This is a genomic window from Streptomyces sp. NPDC054863 (assembly GCF_053610825.1).
In genome coordinates, this window is sequence record NZ_JBSGZD010000152.1 from 1 (window position 1) to 18232 (window position 18232).

Annotated in this window: 16 protein-coding genes; 15 read left to right on the forward strand and 1 reads right to left on the reverse strand. The window is 71.3% G+C overall.

The features are described 5' to 3' along the window. Positions 1 to 36 precede the first annotated feature (36 nt). Positions 37 to 498: a hypothetical protein gene (locus tag ACWGIG_RS24095; protein WP_453323732.1), complete on the reverse strand. Its 462-nt coding sequence runs from the start codon at positions 496 to 498 to the stop codon at positions 37 to 39. A 383-nt stretch (positions 499 to 881) separates the two neighbouring features. Between ACWGIG_RS24095 and ACWGIG_RS24100 the strand changes: the two genes are divergently transcribed. The 15 genes from ACWGIG_RS24100 to ACWGIG_RS24170 all read left to right on the forward strand — a co-directional run bounded on the left by ACWGIG_RS24100 (position 882) and on the right by ACWGIG_RS24170 (position 18175). Then, positions 882 to 1637 (forward strand): peptidoglycan-binding protein, encoded by a 756-nt coding sequence (locus ACWGIG_RS24100; protein ID WP_453323733.1) that lies wholly within the window; start codon positions 882 to 884, stop codon positions 1635 to 1637. Further along, a complete protein-coding gene (locus ACWGIG_RS24105) occupies positions 1634 to 2602 on the forward strand; it encodes a helix-turn-helix domain-containing protein (RefSeq protein ID WP_453323734.1) in 969 nt (322 codons plus the stop codon). Before ACWGIG_RS24100 ends, ACWGIG_RS24105 begins: the two co-directional genes overlap by 4 nt. Positions 2603 to 3015: 413 nt before the next feature. Then, positions 3016 to 4335, forward strand: a complete 1320-nt coding sequence (locus ACWGIG_RS24110) for a helix-turn-helix domain-containing protein (protein ID WP_453323735.1) — start codon at positions 3016 to 3018, stop codon at positions 4333 to 4335. Between the two features lie 330 nt (positions 4336 to 4665). Next, positions 4666 to 5655: a malate dehydrogenase gene (locus tag ACWGIG_RS24115; RefSeq protein WP_362428701.1), complete on the forward strand. Its 990-nt coding sequence runs from the start codon at positions 4666 to 4668 to the stop codon at positions 5653 to 5655. Between the two features lie 160 nt (positions 5656 to 5815). Then, the gene (locus ACWGIG_RS24120) at positions 5816 to 6067 is read left to right on the forward strand and encodes a helix-turn-helix transcriptional regulator (RefSeq protein WP_453323736.1); all 252 of its coding nucleotides are present in this window, start codon (positions 5816 to 5818) and stop codon (positions 6065 to 6067) included. Continuing rightward, positions 6064 to 6621, forward strand: coding sequence for a hypothetical protein (locus ACWGIG_RS24125; RefSeq protein WP_453323737.1), 558 nt, complete (start codon positions 6064 to 6066; stop codon positions 6619 to 6621). The genes ACWGIG_RS24120 and ACWGIG_RS24125 overlap by 4 nt, the downstream gene beginning before the upstream one ends. Positions 6622 to 6745: 124 nt before the next feature. Then, positions 6746 to 8485 carry a hypothetical protein gene (locus ACWGIG_RS24130; RefSeq protein WP_453323738.1) on the forward strand — a complete coding sequence of 580 codons (1740 nt, stop codon included), beginning with the start codon at positions 6746 to 6748 and terminating at the stop codon, positions 8483 to 8485. Next, the gene (locus ACWGIG_RS24135) at positions 8472 to 8858 is read left to right on the forward strand and encodes a hypothetical protein (RefSeq protein WP_453323739.1); all 387 of its coding nucleotides are present in this window, start codon (positions 8472 to 8474) and stop codon (positions 8856 to 8858) included. The genes ACWGIG_RS24130 and ACWGIG_RS24135 overlap by 14 nt, the downstream gene beginning before the upstream one ends. Positions 8859 to 9236: 378 nt before the next feature. Next, a complete protein-coding gene (locus ACWGIG_RS24140) occupies positions 9237 to 9953 on the forward strand; it encodes a hypothetical protein (protein ID WP_453323740.1) in 717 nt (238 codons plus the stop codon). 71 nt (positions 9954 to 10024) lie between these two features. Further along, on the forward strand, positions 10025 to 10387 hold the full coding sequence (locus ACWGIG_RS24145; protein ID WP_453323741.1) for a hypothetical protein: 363 nt from the start codon (positions 10025 to 10027) through the stop codon (positions 10385 to 10387). 307 nt (positions 10388 to 10694) lie between these two features. Then, positions 10695 to 12146 carry an aldehyde dehydrogenase family protein gene (locus ACWGIG_RS24150; RefSeq protein ID WP_453323744.1) on the forward strand — a complete coding sequence of 484 codons (1452 nt, stop codon included), beginning with the start codon at positions 10695 to 10697 and terminating at the stop codon, positions 12144 to 12146. Positions 12147 to 12371: 225 nt separating this feature from the next. Next, positions 12372 to 13919 (forward strand): GMC family oxidoreductase, encoded by a 1548-nt coding sequence (locus ACWGIG_RS24155; protein ID WP_453323742.1) that lies wholly within the window; start codon positions 12372 to 12374, stop codon positions 13917 to 13919. Next, complete coding sequence (locus tag ACWGIG_RS24160) at positions 13919 to 15010, forward strand: quaternary amine ABC transporter ATP-binding protein (protein ID WP_453323743.1); 1092 nt, start codon at positions 13919 to 13921, stop codon at positions 15008 to 15010. Before ACWGIG_RS24155 ends, ACWGIG_RS24160 begins: the two co-directional genes overlap by 1 nt. A 298-nt stretch (positions 15011 to 15308) precedes the next feature. Further along, positions 15309 to 17207, forward strand: coding sequence for an ABC transporter permease (locus tag ACWGIG_RS24165; protein WP_453323745.1), 1899 nt, complete (start codon positions 15309 to 15311; stop codon positions 17205 to 17207). Positions 17208 to 17287: 80 nt separating this feature from the next. Then, entirely contained in the window at positions 17288 to 18175 is an 888-nt protein-coding gene (locus ACWGIG_RS24170; protein WP_453323746.1) for an ABC transporter substrate-binding protein, read from the forward strand. Positions 18176 to 18232: the final 57 nt, after the last annotated feature.

The window sequence follows — 18232 nt, forward strand, 5'->3', positions numbered from 1 at the left end:
GGAGAGGCCGGGCCACCGGTGTGTCGCGGGCGGTTCCTAGCGGCAGCGCGGGCTGTTGCGGATGTCGATCGCGTACGGCTTCCAGCCCGACTTGATGCTGTAGGCGCGGCCCGGACGGGCGCACTCCCAGTGCTTGCCGCTGCCGTTGCGCCGCTGGAGGTAGATGCGGGCGCCGTCGTCGCGGCGGGTGTTGACGACGTAGTTGGCCGTGCGGGCGCGCGAGCCGAGCCGCTGGTAGCCCCGGTCCTTGTAGGCGGCCTTGAAGCTGTTGCCCCGGTAGAAGCAGACGTTCGGCCAGCGGCAGCGGGCCGCGGCGTTGACGTCGGCGGACCGGACGGACGACGACTGGACGGCCGACGACAGGGCGGCCGGCTGGACGGCGGACTGCGTCCTGGCCGGTGCGGCTGCCGCGCCAGGGGCCGCTCCGACGGCGAACAGCCCGCCGACGGACAGGGTCGCGGTGGCGAGTGCGACGCCGCGCTTCTGAGAGAACTGCATGAGTGGTTCCTCCCCGTTGCTGTGCGCATTGCTGCTGTACGAGTTCCTGCTGTACGAGTTCCTGCTGTGCGAATTCCTGCCGTACGGCAACGACTGTGCGGTGCGACTTCCGGTCGCCGCCAGAACGCTCCGCAGTACAGGGACAGCGTGGGACGTCCCGCCCTCCGAGCTGCGGGGACGCACCGTCCCAGGACGTCGCCGTGGGATGCGCGGGACGTCACCGGTCGGCCGAAAGACGCCCCGTGGCGCGGGAACCGCGCGCGGACCGGGAACCCCTGCGGCGGCCCTTCGCATCATGAGTGGGGACTGCCGGGGGTAGGACTTCTCCGGGTCGGGGGTCCGGGCTGCGCCCCGGAGAAGCACGAGCGCGTACGGGGTGGAACATGTCGCGTTGGAAGACACTGCCGTCGGAGCTGGGGGAGCGGGAGCGTCAACTGATCGTCCAGCTCAGGCGGTTGAAGGATCACAGCGGTCTCAGCCTGGCCGCACTGGAGTCGAGGACCACCAGCAGCCGCTCGTCCTGGGAGCGCTACCTCAACGGCCGCACGCCGCCGCCGAGGGAAGCGGTCGAGGAGCTGGCCAGGGTCTGCGGGAGCGAACCGACGAGACTGCTGGTGCTGTACGACGTCGCCGCACGCGACCGGGGGCGGTCGGCCGGCGGGTGCGTACCGAAGGAGGTTCCGGCGGACCCGGACCCGGACCCGGGGCGGGGGGCCAGGACCGTGCGGCTCGGCCCGGCGGTGTGCGGCGCCGCCGCGCTCGCGCTGCTGGGCGCCTTCGCCGCCGGGTACGTGCTCGCCCGGACGGTGTCCGGCGCGGGGGCGCCCTCGGCCGCAGGCGCCTACACGTACGAAGAGGGGCGTACATATCCCTGCGGGACCGGGCGCAAGGACGGTCTGCGCTATGCCGGGCACAGCGTCAGCCGGGACGCGCTGCTGATGCCCGACGCGCGGGGCGGGGCCGTGGTCGAGGCGCAGTGCCTGCTCCGCCGGCACGGGTTCGACCCGGGGGCCGTCGACGGGCTGTACGGGACGCGGACGAAGGACGCGGTGGAGGCGTTCCAGCGGCAGCAGACGAGGCAGCGGCTGGTCGTGGACGGTCTTGTCGGCGAGGACACCTGGCGGGAGTTGCGCCGATGAGCGAGCAGAACGGTGACCGGAAGAAGGAGACGGCGGACGGGGAGTGCGCCCATCTCGCGAAGGAACTGCGGGAGTTGAAGGAGCGCACCGGGCTGAGCCTGGCCGCGCTGGCGGAACGCACTCCGTACAGCAAGTCGTCCTGGGAGCGCTATCTCAACGGCAAGAAGCCGGTGCCCCGACAGGCCGTCGAGGCGCTGTGCGCGGTCGCGGCCGAACCGGCCGCCCGGCTGCTCGCCCTGTGGGAACTGGCCGACGTGGCCTGGAGCGGCAGGTCCGCGCCCGTGCAGGGACACGCCGAGGGGCGCGCGGAAGGACATGCCGAGGGATACGCCGGGGGAGCCGCAGAGGGCAGGACGGAGGGGCGCGCAGAGGGACGTGTCAAGGAACAGGAGGGGGCGTGGCGGCCGTACGCCCTCATCGCGGCCGGTGCGCTGGCGGGTGCGGCAGCGGTGGTGGTCGCCTTCGCCACGCTCGGCGCCGGGAGCCCGGGCGGCCCCGGGGGAGCGGGCGGCACCGGCCCGTCCCTGCGGCCGACCGGGGCTGCGGCGGAGGCGGGCTGTCGCGGTGTGCGGTGCGAGGGGCGTACGCCCCGGGGCATGGGATGCGGTCAGTCGGGGGCGGCGACCTCGCTGGTGGACCGCTACGCGCGCGGCGGCCAGCGGCTGGAGATCCGGTACAGCAGCGTCTGCCGGTCGGTGTGGGTCCGGGCGTCCTTCCTCAAGGTGGGCGACAAGGTGGCGCTCTACCCGGCACTGGAGGACGAGGGGGAGGTCCCCGACGCAGCGGCCGAAGCGGAGATGAGAAACGGAAAAACCATGACAAAGGTAATGCGCGCCGAGGCTGTGGATGTGGGGGATGCCACAGGCTGGGTCGTCACGCCGATGCTCGCCCCGCGCGATCCGTCCGGCGTGCGGGCCTGTCTGGAGCCCGCGGCGGGCGGCGCCCCGGAGTGTTTCGACAAATGACCGACGTGCACAACTGGAGGGAACTATTCCGGCGTTGGGTGCCGTCTTGGGCTGCGGTGCCCCGTCGTGGATCACCTGAAAGATCTTGTTTCGCGTCAAGCCGGTCAAATCCAGCGAAAGCGCGGACTTGTGCGGACATAACGGGCATGCTCGGCCGAAGGTCAGGGCTCCGGCAATCCGCACACAGCAACGATGGGACACTGGTACGGGCGATCGGAACGGGAGCGCGCAATGGGGTGCGCCGGAGTTCCGATTTGCTCCCGTGCGCTCCCGCCCCAGGAACTGACATCCTGGCTCTGCGCATCCCTCTGGGTACGCCGGCTCTGGAAAGGCAGGAGCCGAAGGGGCATGGGCAGGGGGCAGGAAAGAGCGCGGGGCACATCAGGAACGTACGGGGGGACAAGGGGGAAGCAATGCCTCGTTGGAAAGCGCTGCCGGAGGGACTCGACCCGCAGGTCAGGGAGTTCGCGAACCAGCTGCGCAGGCTCGTGGACCGCAGCGGCCTGAGCGTCGCGGCCGTCGCGGACCGCACCGGGTACAGCAAGACGTCCTGGGAGCGCTATCTCAATGGACGGCTGCTCGCACCCAAGGGCGCGGTCGTCGCGCTGTCCGAGGTGACCGGGACCAACCCCGTTCACCTCACCACCATGTGGGAGCTCGCGGAGCGCGCCTGGAGCCGCTCCGAGATGCGCCACGACATGACGATGGAGGCCATCCGGATCTCCCAGGCGCGTGCCGCGCTGGGCGAGTTCGGGCAGCCCGCGGGGAAGAACGGGAAGGCGCGCAAGCAGGGCGGCGCCGCCGCTCCGCCCTCGCGTCCTGGCTCCGCTGCCGGAACCGGCCCGTCCCGGGGTGCGAACCCGGAGCTGACCGACACCGGTCAGCAGCGGCGTGCCGCCAGGCCCGCGAGCAACGACGCCTTCGACATGACCACCAGTCTGAGGATCCCGAGCGAGCTGACCAAGCAGCGCACCGGGCAGGGCCCGTCCGCGCCTGCCCGTCCCGCCGCCGGCCGCCCCGCGGCGGGTCCTCCGACGGCGGGTCTTCCCACCACGGGCCTTCCCGCCACGGGTCTTCCCCCGACGGGCCGTTCCGAGCACGAGCGGGACTACGCCAGCGACTTCGAGCGCGGCTTCAACCAGGGTCAGAGCTACAACAGCCGTCCGTCGGCGCCCGAGTCGCCGCGTCCCTCGCACCAGCCGCCGCCGAACTCGGCGCCGGACCGCCAGCGTCAGCGGCGCAAGCTGACGATGTTCCTGGCGGGCGTCGTCGGTGCGCTCCTGGTGATCGTCGCCGCGGTCCTGCTGACCGGCGGCGACAAGGAGAAGGACCCGCAGGCGGGCAAGACGCCGGGTGCGTCGCAGTCCAAGTCCACCGCGCCCAAGCTCCCCGCCGGGGTCAAGTGCAACGGCAAGGCGTGCGAGGGCAAGGACCCCGAGGCGATGGGCTGCGGCGGCGAGTACGCCATCACGTCCGCCCGCGGCAAGGTCGGCACCGCCGCCATCGAGGTCCGCTACAGCAAGACCTGCGGCGCGGCCTGGGCCCGTATCACCGGTGCGGGATCCGGCGACAAGGTGACCGTCTCCTCGGACACCTCGGCGGCCGGCCAGAAGAGTGTGGTCGGCGCCGCCACGGACGCCTACACCAAGATGGTCGAGGCGGCCACGGCGGACGAGGCGAAGGCCTGCGCGACGCTGAAGTCCGGTACGAAGGACTGCACGGTCCCGGAGTAACCGGGCCGTACCGTCCCGGAGCGGTCCGGGGCGGAAAAGAATTTCAGAAGTACGGGGCATGCCCGCCGCTCTTCGGGGCAAGCGGATGTCATCCCCCCACGGGTGTATACCCGGCCGAGACGGCCGTTCGCGCTTTTCCCCCCTCTGCGCGGACGGCCGTTGGCGTTCCCGGGCTCCGGCGGGGCCCGGTGTGCGCCGTCCCACACGGACCCGGGGGACGGTCCCGTCCCGGGCGCGATAGCCTGACGGGCGGACATCTCTCCACATCGAGATATCCAGCACACAAGGGGCAGGGACCCCCGCCACTTCGCTTGTCTTACGGAGATCGCCATGACCCGCACTCCCGTGAATGTCACCGTCACCGGCGCGGCCGGACAGATCGGCTACGCGCTGCTCTTCCGCATCGCCTCCGGTCACCTGCTCGGCCAGGACGTGCCGGTCAAGCTGCGTCTTCTGGAGATCCCGCAGGGCCTGAAGGCCGCTGAGGGCACCGCCATGGAGCTCGACGACTGCGCCTTCCCGCTGCTCCAGGGCATCGAGATCACCGACGACCCGAACGTCGGCTTCGACGGCGCCAACGTCGCGCTGCTCGTCGGCGCCCGCCCCCGTACGAAGGGCATGGAGCGCGGCGACCTGCTCTCCGCCAACGGCGGCATCTTCAAGCCCCAGGGCAAGGCCATCAACGACAACGCCGCGGACGACATCCGCGTGCTCGTCGTCGGCAACCCGGCCAACACCAACGCGCTCATCGCGCAGGCCGCCGCCCCGGACGTACCGGCCGAGCGCTTCACCGCGATGACGCGCCTCGACCACAACCGTGCGCTCTCGCAGCTCTCGAAGAAGACCGGCACCCCGGTCTCCGAGCTGAAGAAGCTCACGATCTGGGGCAACCACTCGGCCACCCAGTACCCGGACATCTTCCACGCCGAGGTCGCAGGCAAGAACGCCGCCGAGGTCGTGGGCGACGAGAAGTGGCTGGCCGACACCTTCATCCCGACCGTCGCCAAGCGCGGCGCCGCGATCATCGAGGCCCGTGGCGCGTCCTCGGCCGCCTCGGCCGCCAACGCCGCCATCGACCACGTGCACACGTGGGTCAACGGCACGGCCGCCGGCGACTGGACCTCGATGGGCATCCCGTCGGACGGCTCCTACGGCGTCCCCGAGGGCCTCATCTCGTCCTTCCCGGTCACCTGCAAGGACGGCAAGTACGAGATCGTCCAGGGCCTGGAGATCAACGACTTCTCCCGCACGCGCATCGACGCGTCGGTCCAGGAGCTGAAGGAAGAGCGCGACGCGGTGCGCGAGCTCGGCCTGATCTGAGCCGTTCCGGCCTGATCTGAGCCGCTCCGGCCTGATCTGGTCCGTTCCGGCCTGATTCGCTTCACGAAAAACCCCCGGCAGTTCAACTGCCGGGGGTTTTTGCGCATTGTGCGGCCCAACACTGTTGTGCTCCTACTGCCAGATGTAGTACTTCTTATACATGAGCGAGCAGGTGCACAACAGAATGGCTGTGGTGAGGGCCGAGCGAAAAGTGTCGCGGCAGGCCCTCGCCGAGGCGGTGGGAGTCCACTACCAGACCATCGGCTACATCGAGCGCGGGCAGTACAACCCCAGCCTCGACCTGGCCCTGAGGGTCGCCGCGTTCTTCGAGCTCCCGGTGGAGGCGCTGTTCTCCCTGGAGCCCTTCGGTTCGCTCACGGAAGAGATCTACGGCAGGAAGGCACAGCCATGAACGCGAACCCCACGGTGACCCGTTACGACCGCCGGATGCACGCCCTGATGAACGACCCGCGGGGGAGCGCGCTGTACGCCACCGTCGGCCGCCGCCGGGCCGCCGTCGGTGCGCACGTCGCCCTGACGTGCGCCGAGGTCGCCCTGCTGGTGGCGCTGTACAGCCATGAGCAACTGTGGGCCGCCTTCGCGCTGATAGCCCTCCTCCTGCCGTACTGCATCGCCACCGGCATCCTCAACGCCGCCACCCGCGGCATCTTCGAGCTGCGCCGCCGCGTGCTGGACGAGCGGCAGCTGATGGAGCGCGAGCGGGCGCGCAGCACGGCGCACAAGATGACGGGCGCGCTGATCGCCGGAGCGGCGGCAGGCCTGTGGCTGGCCGCGGCGTTCACCGACGGTCAGCTGACCCGGGCGTATGTCGCCCCGCTCCTCGCCGGCGTCTTCGTACTGCACTGGATGATGCCCCTGTGGGTGGCGGGGCTGCAGGTGAAGGACGCGCCCGCCGACGACCTGGACCACGACCTGGAGCACGTCCCGGGCCGCGACCTGCACTAGAAAGAACCGTCTCCCGGACCTGCCCACGCAGGGTTACGGGGGAGGCCCCGGCGGCCCTATGCTTGTCAGCCCCCTTTACGGCGCCTTTATGTCGCCGCCCTTCACGGGAAACCAGGGACCGCCGGTGACACAGCACAGTGGAACGAACGCCCGGCCCGCCGCCAGACCGCCCGTCGACCCGGCCGCCAGCGAGGCATGCAGGCTGCTGTGCGCCGGGTCGTACCTGGACGGTGCGTACCGCGACGCCGTGATCGAGGAGCTGTACGTCCACGAGGAGCGCATCGCCGCCCCCTCGTACGGCATCGACGCGACCCGGGTCCTCGCCCACGCGCTGCGGGCCCGCCGGGCCGAACTCGCCTGGGCGGTCGGCATGTTGGCGGTGTGGGTGCTCGCGGTGGCGCTGACCGGGGCGCTGTTCGTGCTGCTGCTCGTCCCGTGCGTCACCCTCACGGTCGCCGGGTGGATCAGGGGGCGGGAGCGGAACCCGCCGTGGCCCCGGCTGGTCGTGGCCTTCCTGGTCCGGCTGTACGCGCGGATCATGCTGGCGTTCGTCCTGCTCGCCCTCCTCGCGATCGTGTTCTCCGGCCCCGACGAAACGTCCACCGACTTCGGCGGTACGGGCGCGGTGAACGTGCTGCTGCCGGACGCGGTGCCGACGGTCACGGTGTCGTCGGGCGAGTCGCGGCAGGCTCTGATCGCCCTCGTCCTGTTCGCGCTGATCGCCGTCGGAGTGGGGTTCCAGCGCGGCCAGTTCGCCCGGGTGCTGGCGCACGAGCTGTCGGTGCGGCAGTTCACCCACCGCTCGGCCGACCCGGCGGAGGAGCTGGGCGGGACGCGCTTCGAGCGGCTGCGCGGGCGGATCAGGATCGAGCAGCACTCGCCACTGATCATGTACCGGTCCGGCGACCCGTTCTGCGGCGCGGGGATCCCCTTCCGGCCGTGGTCCCTCGCGGTGGAGCTGAAACCCCGCGCAGACCGTGCGGAGCCGCCCGCTCCGCTCACCAACGAGGCGGTGCTGCACCGCATCCGCCCTCTCCTCGAAGGGCTGCGCATCCCTTCGGGCGACCCGGTGCGGGCCGCCGCGGTACGCGACCGGCTGCGCGAGCTCCAGCTCGACGAGTGCGTGTTCCTGCCGGTCACCGGCCTGCCGCGGCGCGAGTTGGCGCCGTACGAGGCGGGCAGGACCGGGCGGCACCTGGCGGGCGCGGTGGAGGAGGGCGGCGAGACGCGGCGGCACTTCCTGCGGATCCGGGTGGGCGGCTGGAGCGAGGAGGTCGTCACCACGGTGTTCGTACGGGTGCACACACAGGGCGGGATGCTGATGCTGGAGGTCGCCCCGCACGTACTGCTGCCGGTGCGGCCGCTGTTCCAGGCGGCGGACCGGCTCGCGCACCAGTACCGGAACAACAGCTGGTTCGGCAAGGTGGCCTGGGCGCTCGCGCACACCCCCGCCTCGCCCGGCCGGGCACTGATCACGCTCGGACGGGGAGTCACCAGCACCTGGAAGCTGCTGACCGGCGGGTACGGCGGGGCGCTGCCGGACGGACCGGCCCTGTCCGTAAGGGAGTTGGGGTCGGACGCGGACGCGTCGCTCTTCCAGGGGATGGACTTCAGCCGGTACCTCAAGAGCATCGGGGACCGGATCGCGAGCGGGGTGACGGCCGCGCTGCACGACGCGGGCTGGCAGACCGAGCAGCTCGCCCAGCAGATCACGTACGTGATGAACAGGACGCTGAACATCTTCGGCGACGTGAACAACAGCTCCGTCGTCTTCGGCAACGACAACTCGATCAGCAACACGGTCAGCGGTACGGACGGCAACACGAACGGCAACCGGGGTGGCGGTACACATGGCACCACATGAAGAATTCCGGCCGGGGATCTCCGTCGGCCCGGTCACGAACAGCGCCTTCGTGGTGGGCGACCACAACGACGTGCGCAACGAGCACCACGGGGACTCCGGTGCGGCAGCCGTCCCGCGCGACGCGGATCAGGCGGAACTCCTTCTCGCGGTACGGAACCTACGGGCCGACCTCGCGCGTTGTACCCGTACGGAGCCAATCGCCGTACTCGATGCCGAACTCGTCGCCGCCGAGGACGACATCACGACCACGGGCGCAGCCGCCCCCTCCCGGCTCGCCAGACTGCGCACGGCACTGACCACCGCCGAGGGCGTGACCGCGATGCTCGCATCCGGCGTTGCCGTCGGGCAGGCGGTCGGGGTGCTGGGGGGCTGAGCGGTGGCCGCCAGGGGCGGGGACGACGACTCGTTCTGGAACGAGGAGACACAGAGCTGGGACACCGCCGCGCCGTACGGCCCGCGCCGCACACCGGCACGCGAGACACCGCCGCCCGCACCGCCACCGGCTCCTCCTCCCGGCGGGCCGGATCCGCATCGCGGGCCCTACCGGGATCCGTACCGCGAACCGTCGGCGGACCGCTCGCCGTCGCCCCCGCTGGTCCCGCCGACCCCGCAGTCTCCGCGGATTTCACCGACCTCACCGACCTCACCGACTCCACCGTCTCCGCCGCGCGGGCGACCGGCGCCGCAGCCGCCCGCGCCGACGCCGGGCGGCGGCCGTCCACGGGCGCGGATCACCCCGGCCGGCGTCCTCGTGGTGGTGCTGGCCCTGGTGGTGGGCGTGGGCACGGCCTGGTTCCTGCAGCGGGACACCGGCAAGTCCCCTGCCGGATCGGCGGGTTCACCGCAGACGTCCGCCTCGTCCAGCGCCCTGCCGGTCACGCCGGACACCGAAGGCACGGGCAGCACGGACGGTACGGGCAGCACAGGCAGCACAGGCAGCACGGACAGCACGGACGAGCCCACCGCCCCGGGCGACCGCCCCATCGGCCCCGGGCCGGAAGGCTTCTCCGTGATCCCGGACGAATCCGGCATCATCCTCGCCGTCCCCAGCGGCTGGCAGCGTTCCGAGCCGAAGTCGACGGTCGTCTTCTACCGTCCCGCGGAGGAGCCCAAGGGGCGGCAGGGGATGCACTACCTCCAGTTCTGGCCGATCAGCGAGCAGAACATCTCCTCCATGGACGCCCTCCGCGTCACCCTCTCCGACAACCTCGGCGAACCCGGCTTCGAGCGGATCCGGCTCCGTGAACTGCCCGGCGAACCGCTCGCCGAGAGCGCCGAACTGGTCTACGCGTACGACAGTGCGGAGGTGGGGCGCCGGATGCAGGTCGTGGAGCGGGTGTTCCGCGCCGAAGACGGCCGGCAGTACGCCTTCGTGAGCGCCGCTCCGGTCGGCGAATGGCCGCAGCAGTACCGCACCCTGGCCACCGTCCTGAGGTACTTCGCCGTCCCCGGGGCCGAAGCTCCCTGACCCGGCCTGCCCGTTACCTCAGATGTTGATCAATTCCCGGTTCGCGGTGAGCGCTTCCGAGCAGGCTGCCAGTGACCAGCGTACGAACCTTGGAGGTCCCCGTGCCCGGCTTCTTCAGCAGGCCCGAAACACAGATCGTCGCACTGAGCGACCGCGACGAGATCCTCGACGCCCTGCGGCAGGCGGCCGAGACCGCGGAGGAGGCCGAGCGCCCCGGTCTCCTCCGCGCCCTCGCCGTCGTCGAGGCCGCGCCCGCCAGGAGCGGTGCCGAGATGCGCGGCCGGTGGGCCCGCGAACGCATCGAAGCGGCGGGCGTCGAACCCAAGGCGGACTCGATCCTCGCGATCAAGGTGCTGCGCCAGGCCGAGCCCGGCCTGAGCCTGGCGCAGGCGGTGGCCCTGGCCAAGGACGCGGCGGCGGTTCCGTCGCGCTGACCAGCGGGCGGCGAGCACGCTGACCAGTTGGGTGACGAGCGCTCCGACCAGCGGAACGGTCAGATCCGGCCAAGACCATATCGGACAGGATGAGGCCTTATGTCCCCTCTGTAAGTGACTCATGGCACTTTCAGCCACGTAATCGGCATGCTTTCCGCCCCCGGGGGGAGGGGCCCTGCCGCCAGTTCTGCTGGCAGGAGCACCTCAGTACCGGGCCGGTACCGGACCGGTACCGGAAGTAACGGAAGGCGAAAACGACGTGTCGGCTGAAAAGACCATCCATGTGGGCGGGGAGTGGCAGGCAGCCATGTCCGGCGCCACGCGCGACATCCTCGACCCCGCGGAAGCGAAGCCGTTCGCCGTGGTCGCCGAGGGCGGCGCGGACGACGTCGACGCCGCCGTTGCCGCCGCGAGCGAGGCCTTCGCGGGTGGGCAGGGCGTGTGGCCGCTGACCCCGACCGCCGACCGCGCCGCCCTGCTGCGCCGCGTCGCCGACCTGCTCCAGCGCGACCGCGAGGAGCTGGGCCGGCTGGAGGCGCAGGACGCGGGCAAGACCGTCGAGGAGGGCCGCGTCGACATCGACTGCGTCACCGACGCCTTCCGCTACTTCGCGGACCTCGTCATGAACGAGAGCGGCGGCCGTGTCGTCGACGCGGGCTCGCCCGGGATCCACAGCGTCGTCGTGCACGAGCCGGTGGGTGTGTGCGCGCTGATCACGCCGTGGAACTACCCGCTGCTGCAGGCGAGTTGGAAGATAGCCCCGGCGCTCGCCGCGGGCAACACCTTCGTGATCAAGCCCAGCGAGATCACCCCCATGACGACCGTCGCGCTGATCGCGCTGCTCGCCGAGGCGGGTCTGCCCGCGGGCGTCGCCAACATCGTCACCGGCCCGGGAGCCTCCGTGGGCGCCCGCATGTCCGAGCACCCCGACGTCGACCTGGTCTCCTTCACCGGTGGCCTGCTCAGCGGTACGAAGGTGATGCAGGCGGCGGCCGAGACGGTCAAGAAGGTCGCCCTCGAACTCGGCGGCAAGAACCCCAACGTCGTCTTCGCCGACGCCTGCGCCACCGAAGAAGGCTTCGACACCGCCGTCGACCAGGCCCTGAACGCCGCGTTCATCCACAGCGGCCAGGTCTGCTCCGCCGGTTCGCGCCTCATCGTCGAGGAGTCCGTCAGCGAGCGCTTCGTCGCCGAACTCGCGCGCCGCGCCGAGAAGATCCGCATCGGACGGGGCACGGAGCAGGGCGTGGAGTGCGGGCCGCTGGTCTCCGCGCAGCAACTGGAGAAGACCGAGTACTACGTCGCCGCCGCCCTCGAAGAGGGTGCGGTCCTGCGCGCCGGCGGCAAGCGCCCCGAAGGCCCGGGCTACGAGGGCTACTTCTACCGCCCGACCGTCCTCGACGGCTGCCACCGCGAGATGCGCGTCGTGCGCGAGGAGACCTTCGGGCCGATCCTCACCGTCGAGACCTTCACCACCGAGGCCGAGGCGATCGTCCTCGCCAACGACACCGAGTACGGCCTCGCGGGCGGCGTCTGGTCCGCCGACGCGGGCCGCGCCCGCCGCGTCGCCGCGAAGCTGCGGCACGGCACGGTCTGGATCAACGACTTCCACCCGTACCTGCCGCAGGCCGAGTGGGGCGGCTTCGGCAAGTCCGGCATCGGCCGGGAGCTGGGGCCGGCGGGTCTCGCCGAATACCGCGAGTCCAAGCACATCTACCAGAACCTGGCGCCGGCGCCGGTCCGCTGGTTCGCGGGCTAGCCGCTCGGGCGCGGGGCGGGACCGACCTCCCGGGCTCCGCCCGGGCCCCTGGGGTTGCCCGACCGGGCGGGGATTGTTCTGTGCGGGTGCGTCGTGGCCGGCCGCGCAGTTCCCCGCGCCCCTAAACGCCTGCCCCCGAGCCCCGAGCCTCCTTGGGCCGTGAGCCCGCCCCCGCCCTACCCCCCATTACGCGCAGCACCTTCCGCAAGAAGAGGAGCAGCTTCCATGCCCGAGACCATCCACGAGTACGACTACGTCGTCATCGGCGGCGGCACCGCAGGTTCGGTGATCGCTTCCCGCCTCACCGAGGACCCCACCGTCCGCGTCGCCGTCATCGAGGGCGGCCCGACCGACGTCGACCGCCCCGACGTCCTCACCCTCCGCCGCTGGATGGGCCTCCTCGGGGGTGACCTCGACTACGACTACCCCACGACTCAGCAGCCGCGCGGCAACTCGCACATCCGGCACAGCAGGGCCCGCGTACTCGGCGGCTGCTCCTCGCACAACACCCTCATCGCGTTCAAGCCGCTGCCGTCCGACTGGGACGAGTGGGAGGCCAACGGCGCCGAGGGCTGGGGCTCCGCCGCCATGGACCCGTACTTCGGCAAGCTGCGCAACAACGTCGTCCCGGTGGACGAGAAGGACCGCAACGCCATCGCCCGCGACTTCGTCGACGCCGCGCAGAGCGCCCTCGGCGTCCCGCGCGTCGAAGGCTTCAACAAGAAGCCCTTCGAGGACGGCGTCGGCTTCTTCGACCTCGCCTACCACCCCGAGAACAACAAGCGGTCCTCCGCCTCGGTCGCGTACCTGCACCCCTTCCTCGACCGCCCCAACCTCCACATCCTGCTGGAGACCTGGGCACACAAGCTGGAGCTGGAAGGCACCCGCGCCCGCGGCGTCCACGTCCGCACCAAGGACGGCGAAGAGATTCTCGTACGGGCCACCCGCGAGGTCCTCGTCTGCGCGGGCGCGGTGGACACCCCCCGCCTGCTCATGCACTCCGGCATCGGCCCGGCCGCCGACCTCGAAGCGCTCGGCATACCCGTGGCCGTCGACCTCCCCGGCGTCGGCGAGAACCTCCTCGACCACCCCGAGTCGGTCATCGTCTGGGAGACGGACGGGCCGATCCCCGAGAACTCGGCGATGGACTCCGACGCGGGTCTGTTCGTGAAGCGCGACCCGCAGCACGCGGGCCCGGACCTGATGTTCCACTTCTACCAGATCCCCTTCACCGACAACCCGGAGCGCCTCGGCTACGAGCGCCCCGCGCACGGCGTGTCGATGACCCCGAACATCCCCAAGCCGCGCAGCCGCGGCCGGCTCTACCTCACCAGCGCCGACCCGGCCGTAAAGCCCGCCCTCGACTTCCGGTACTTCACCGACGAGGACGACTACGACGGCCGCACCCTCGTCGACGGCATCAAGGTCGCCCGCGAGATCGCGAAGGCGGCTCCGCTTTCCGGCTGGCTGAAGCGCGAGGTGTGCCCCGGCCCGGAGGTCACGTCGGACGAGGACATCAGCGAGTACGCCCGCAAGGTCGCGCACACGGTGTACCACCCGGCCGGTACGTGCAAGATGGGTGCCTCCGACGACCAACTCGCGGTCGTCACACCGGACTTGAAGATCAAGGGGCTCGACGGCATCCGCATCGCCGACGCGTCCGTCTTCCCGACGATGCCCGCCGTCAACCCGATGATCGGGGTCCTGATGGTCGGCGAGAAGTGCGCAGAACTTCTCCAGCAGCAACCGACCATCTCCGGAGGTGCCGCGTAATGAGTACGACGACCACTGAGAGCGCCGCCAGTACCGGGCCCGTCGCCGAGCCCGTCTTCTCCGTCCAGAACCTCTGGAAGGTCTTCGGCCCCAAGGCCGACAGGATCCCCGGCGACAAGGACCTCACCGGTCTGTCCGTCGCCGAGCTGCGCGAGCGCACCGGCTGCACGGCCGCCGTGCGCGACGTGTCCTTCGACGTCCGCAAGGGCGAGGTCTTCGTCGTGATGGGCCTCTCGGGCTCCGGCAAGTCGACCCTGGTCCGCTGTCTGACCCGGCTCATCGAGCCGACCTCGGGCAGCCTCGCCATCGACGGCGAGGACGTCCTCTCCATGGACAAGGCACGCCTGCGCGAACTGCGCCGGCACCGCGCCGCCATGGTGTTCCAGCACTTCGGCCTGCTCCCGCACCGCACCGTCCTCGACAACGTCGCGTACGGCCTGGAGGTCCAGGGCATGGGCAAGGCCGAACGCCGCGCCAAGGCCGCCGAGGTCATCGCCAAGGTCGGCCTCGACGGCCTCGAAGGCCGCCGCCCCGGCCAGCTCTCCGGCGGCCAGCAGCAGCGCGTCGGCCTGGCCCGCGCGCTCGCGGTGGACCCCGAAGTCCTGCTCTTCGACGAGCCGTTCAGCGCACTGGACCCGCTCATCAGGCGCGACATGCAGGAAGAGGTCATCCGCCTCCACGAGGAGGAGGGCCGCACGATGGTCTTCATCACGCACGACCTCAACGAGGCGCTGCGCCTGGGCGACCGCATCGCGCTGATGCGCGACGGCGAGATAGTCCAGCTCGGCACCCCGGAGGAGATCGTCGGTTCCCCGGCCAACGACTACGTACGCGACTTCGTCCGTGACGTCCCGCGCGAGCAGGTCCTCACGGTGGCCTCCGCGATGCGGGCCCCCGAGCCGGGGGAGGCGGAGTCCGGTGGTCCGGCGATCGCACCCGGAGCACCTGTCTCCGAAGCGATCGAGGCCCTGGTCCGCACCGGGGAGCCCACCGCCCGCGTGATGACCGACGGCCGCCTGCTGGGCATGGTCGACCGGGCGTGCCTGCTGGGCGTGGTGGCGGGAGCTTCCGCCATGGCGGTGACGGCCTGATGAGGTACGCGAGTACGACCCTCCTCCACCCTCCTGCGGGTCCGTCGTGGCTGGTCGCGCCCACGCGGCGGAAGCCGCACAGTCAGCGAGGCCCCGCGCCCCTGAAGGGGTGCCCCAGCCTCCTTGGGCGGCGGGGCCGCCCCTTGGGGGCGGAACGGGCGGGCAAGGGGGCGGCCCCCTGCGCGGAGCTCCGCTCCCCGGCTCCGGCCCACCCCCGCCCGACCGGCGAGGTGACCGCATGACCGCCGTCGCCACCACCGCCAACTCCCGCCCGCAGGAGGGTGGTTTGCGCGCCACGATGGCTCGCCACCCCTCCCTCCTCAAGCTCGCCGCGCTGCTCCTCGCCGCCGCGGTCCTGATCCCCCTCGCGCACGCCCGCTGGGCGTCCGGCACCTGGCCCGCCGCACTGACCGTCGACGTGACCGAGCCCCTCGGCAAGGTCAGCGACTGGATCATCGACAACCGCGACGGCCACCCCCTCTTCCTGTACTTCTTCGGCCACATCTCCAACGCGGTCGTCCTCTCCGTACGCGCCGTCTACCTGGTGCTGCTCGCCCTCGGCTGGGCCGGCACCACCGTCCTCGCCGCGCTGATCGCCTGGCGCGCGGCAGGCGTGAAGCTCGCCGTCGGAACCCTCGCCGCGCTCGCCACCTGCGGCCTGCTCGGCATGTGGGTGCCGACGATGCAGACGCTCGCGCTGATGGCCGTGGCCGTCCTCGCGTCCGTCGTGCTCGGCGGGCTGCTCGGCCTCGCCGCAGGCCTTTCGGACCGTACGTTCCGGGCGCTGCGCCCCGTCCTGGACACCATGCAGGTGCTCCCGGCCTTCGCGTACCTGCTGCCCGTCGTCCTGATCTTCGGCATCGGCGTCCCGGCCGCCGTCCTGGCGACCGTCGTGTACGCGGCTCCGCCGATGGCCCGCCTGACCGCACTCGGTCTGCGCGGCGCCGACAAGGGCGTGCTCGAAGCGGTCGAGTCCCTGGGCGCGACGGCCCGCCAGCGCCTGCTGACGGCCCGCCTGCCGCTCGCCCGCAAGGAGATCCTGCTCGGCCTCAACCAGACGATCATGATGGCGCTCTCCATGGCCGTCATCGCGTCCGTCATCGGCGCCGCGGGCCTCGGCGACCGCGTCTACCAGGCGCTCGCCTCGGTGGACGTCGGCCAGGCACTGGCGGCCGGACTCCCCATCGTGCTGATGGCGATCGTCCTCGACCGCGTGACCGCGGCGGCGGGCTCCGGGAACCGCGAACACGGCCGCTCCTGGACCCCCGCACTGATCGGCCTGGCCGTCGTCGCGGCCGTCGCCGTCGCGACCCGCCTCGCCGGCGCCCTCCTGTGGCCCACCTCGTGGTCGGTCGAGATCGCCCCGACCGTCAACACGGCCGTCGGCTGGATGACCGACCACCTCTACTCCGGGGTGCCCGTCATCGGCGGCACCGCCGACTGGGCCGCCCACTTCACCTCGTGGATCCTCGACCCCGTCCGCTCGGGCCTGACCTCCCTGCCCTGGTACGCGGTGCTGCTCCTGGCCGCCGCCCTGGCCTGGCTGATCGGCACCTGGAAGTCGGCGCTCACCGCCGCGCTCGCCATGGCCGGGATCGGCGTCCTGGGCGTCTGGAAGCCGTCCATGGACACGCTCTCCCAGGTCCTCGCCGCCGTCGCCGTGACCCTGGTCATCGGCTTCGCGGTCGGCATCGCCGCCTCCCGCAGCAGCCGCCTGGAGCGGATCCTGCGCCCGGTCCTCGACGTGATGCAGACGATGCCGCAGTTCGTCTACCTCATCCCGGTCGTCGCCCTCTTCGGCGTCGGCCGCGCCCCGGCAGCCGCGGCGGCCGTGGTCTACGCCCTCCCGGCCGTCGTACGCATCACCACGCAGGGCCTCCAGCAGGTCAGCCCCGCCGCCATGGAATCGGCGCGCTCGCTCGGCGCCACCAGCGGCCAGCAGCTCCGCCAGGTCCAGCTCCCGCTGGCCAGGCCTTCCCTGCTCCTCGCCGTCAACCAGGGTGTGGTCCTGGTGCTCGCCGTCGTCATCATCGGCGGCCTGGTCGGCGGTGGCGCACTCGGTTACGACGTCGTCTTCGGCCTCGCCCAGGGCGACCTGGCCACCGGCCTCAAGGCGGGCGCCGCGATCGTATGCCTGGGCCTGATGCTCGACCGGGTCACGCAGCCCTCGCGCGCGGCCCGCAAGGAGGACGCGTGAACATCTCCCGCCGTACGGCACTCAAAACGACCGCACTCGGCCTCGGCGCACTCCTCCTCACCGGCTGCGGCGCCGCCGACATGACCCAGCAGGCGTCCCCGTACGCCAACGCGGCCGGCGCGAAGACGGTCACCCTCTCCGTCCAGTCCTGGGTCGGCGCCCAGGCCGACGTCGCCGTCGCCAAGCTCATCCTGGAACGCGAACTCGGCTACCGGGTCGACACCGTCCAGGTCGACGAGGTCCCCGCCTGGGACGCCCTGAGCCAGGGCCGCGTCGACATGATCATGGAGGACTGGGGCCACCCCGAGCAGGAGGCCCGCTACGTCAAGGACAAGAAGACCATCGTCCCGGCCGGCGAGGTCGGCGTCATCGGCCACATCGGCTGGTGGGTCCCGAAGTACTTCGCGGACAAGCATCCGGACGTCACCGACTGGCGCAACCTCAACAAGTACGCCGACCAGTTCAAGACGGCCGAGAGCGGCGGCAAGGGCCAGCTCCTCGACGGATCGCCCTCCTACGTCACCAACGACAAGGCCCTCGTCGACAACCTGAAGCTCAACTACCAGGTCGTCTTCTCGGGTTCCGAGGCCGCGCAGATCACCCAGATCCAGCGCTTCGCCAAGGACAAGAAGCCCTTCCTCACCTACTGGTACAAGCCGCAGTGGCTGTTCGAGCAGGTCCCGATGGTCGAGGTCAAGCTCCCCAAGTACAGCGACGAGTGCGCGGCGAAGGCCCCGGAAGCCATCGACTGCGAGTACCCGACCACCCCGCTCGCGAAGTACATGAACGCCAACTTCGCGAAGAAGGGCGGCAAGGCGGCCCAGTTCCTCAAGAACTTCAACTGGAACGCGGAGCAGCAGAACGCCGTGTCCCTGATGATCGCCGACCAGAAGATGTCGCCCGAGGCGGCGGCGGAGAAGTGGGTCGCCGACAACGAGTCCGTCTGGAAGGGCTGGCTCCCGAAGTAGCCCACAGCAAGGCGCAGTTCCCCCCCCACCCGCGCCGGGCGTGACGGATCCCGATCC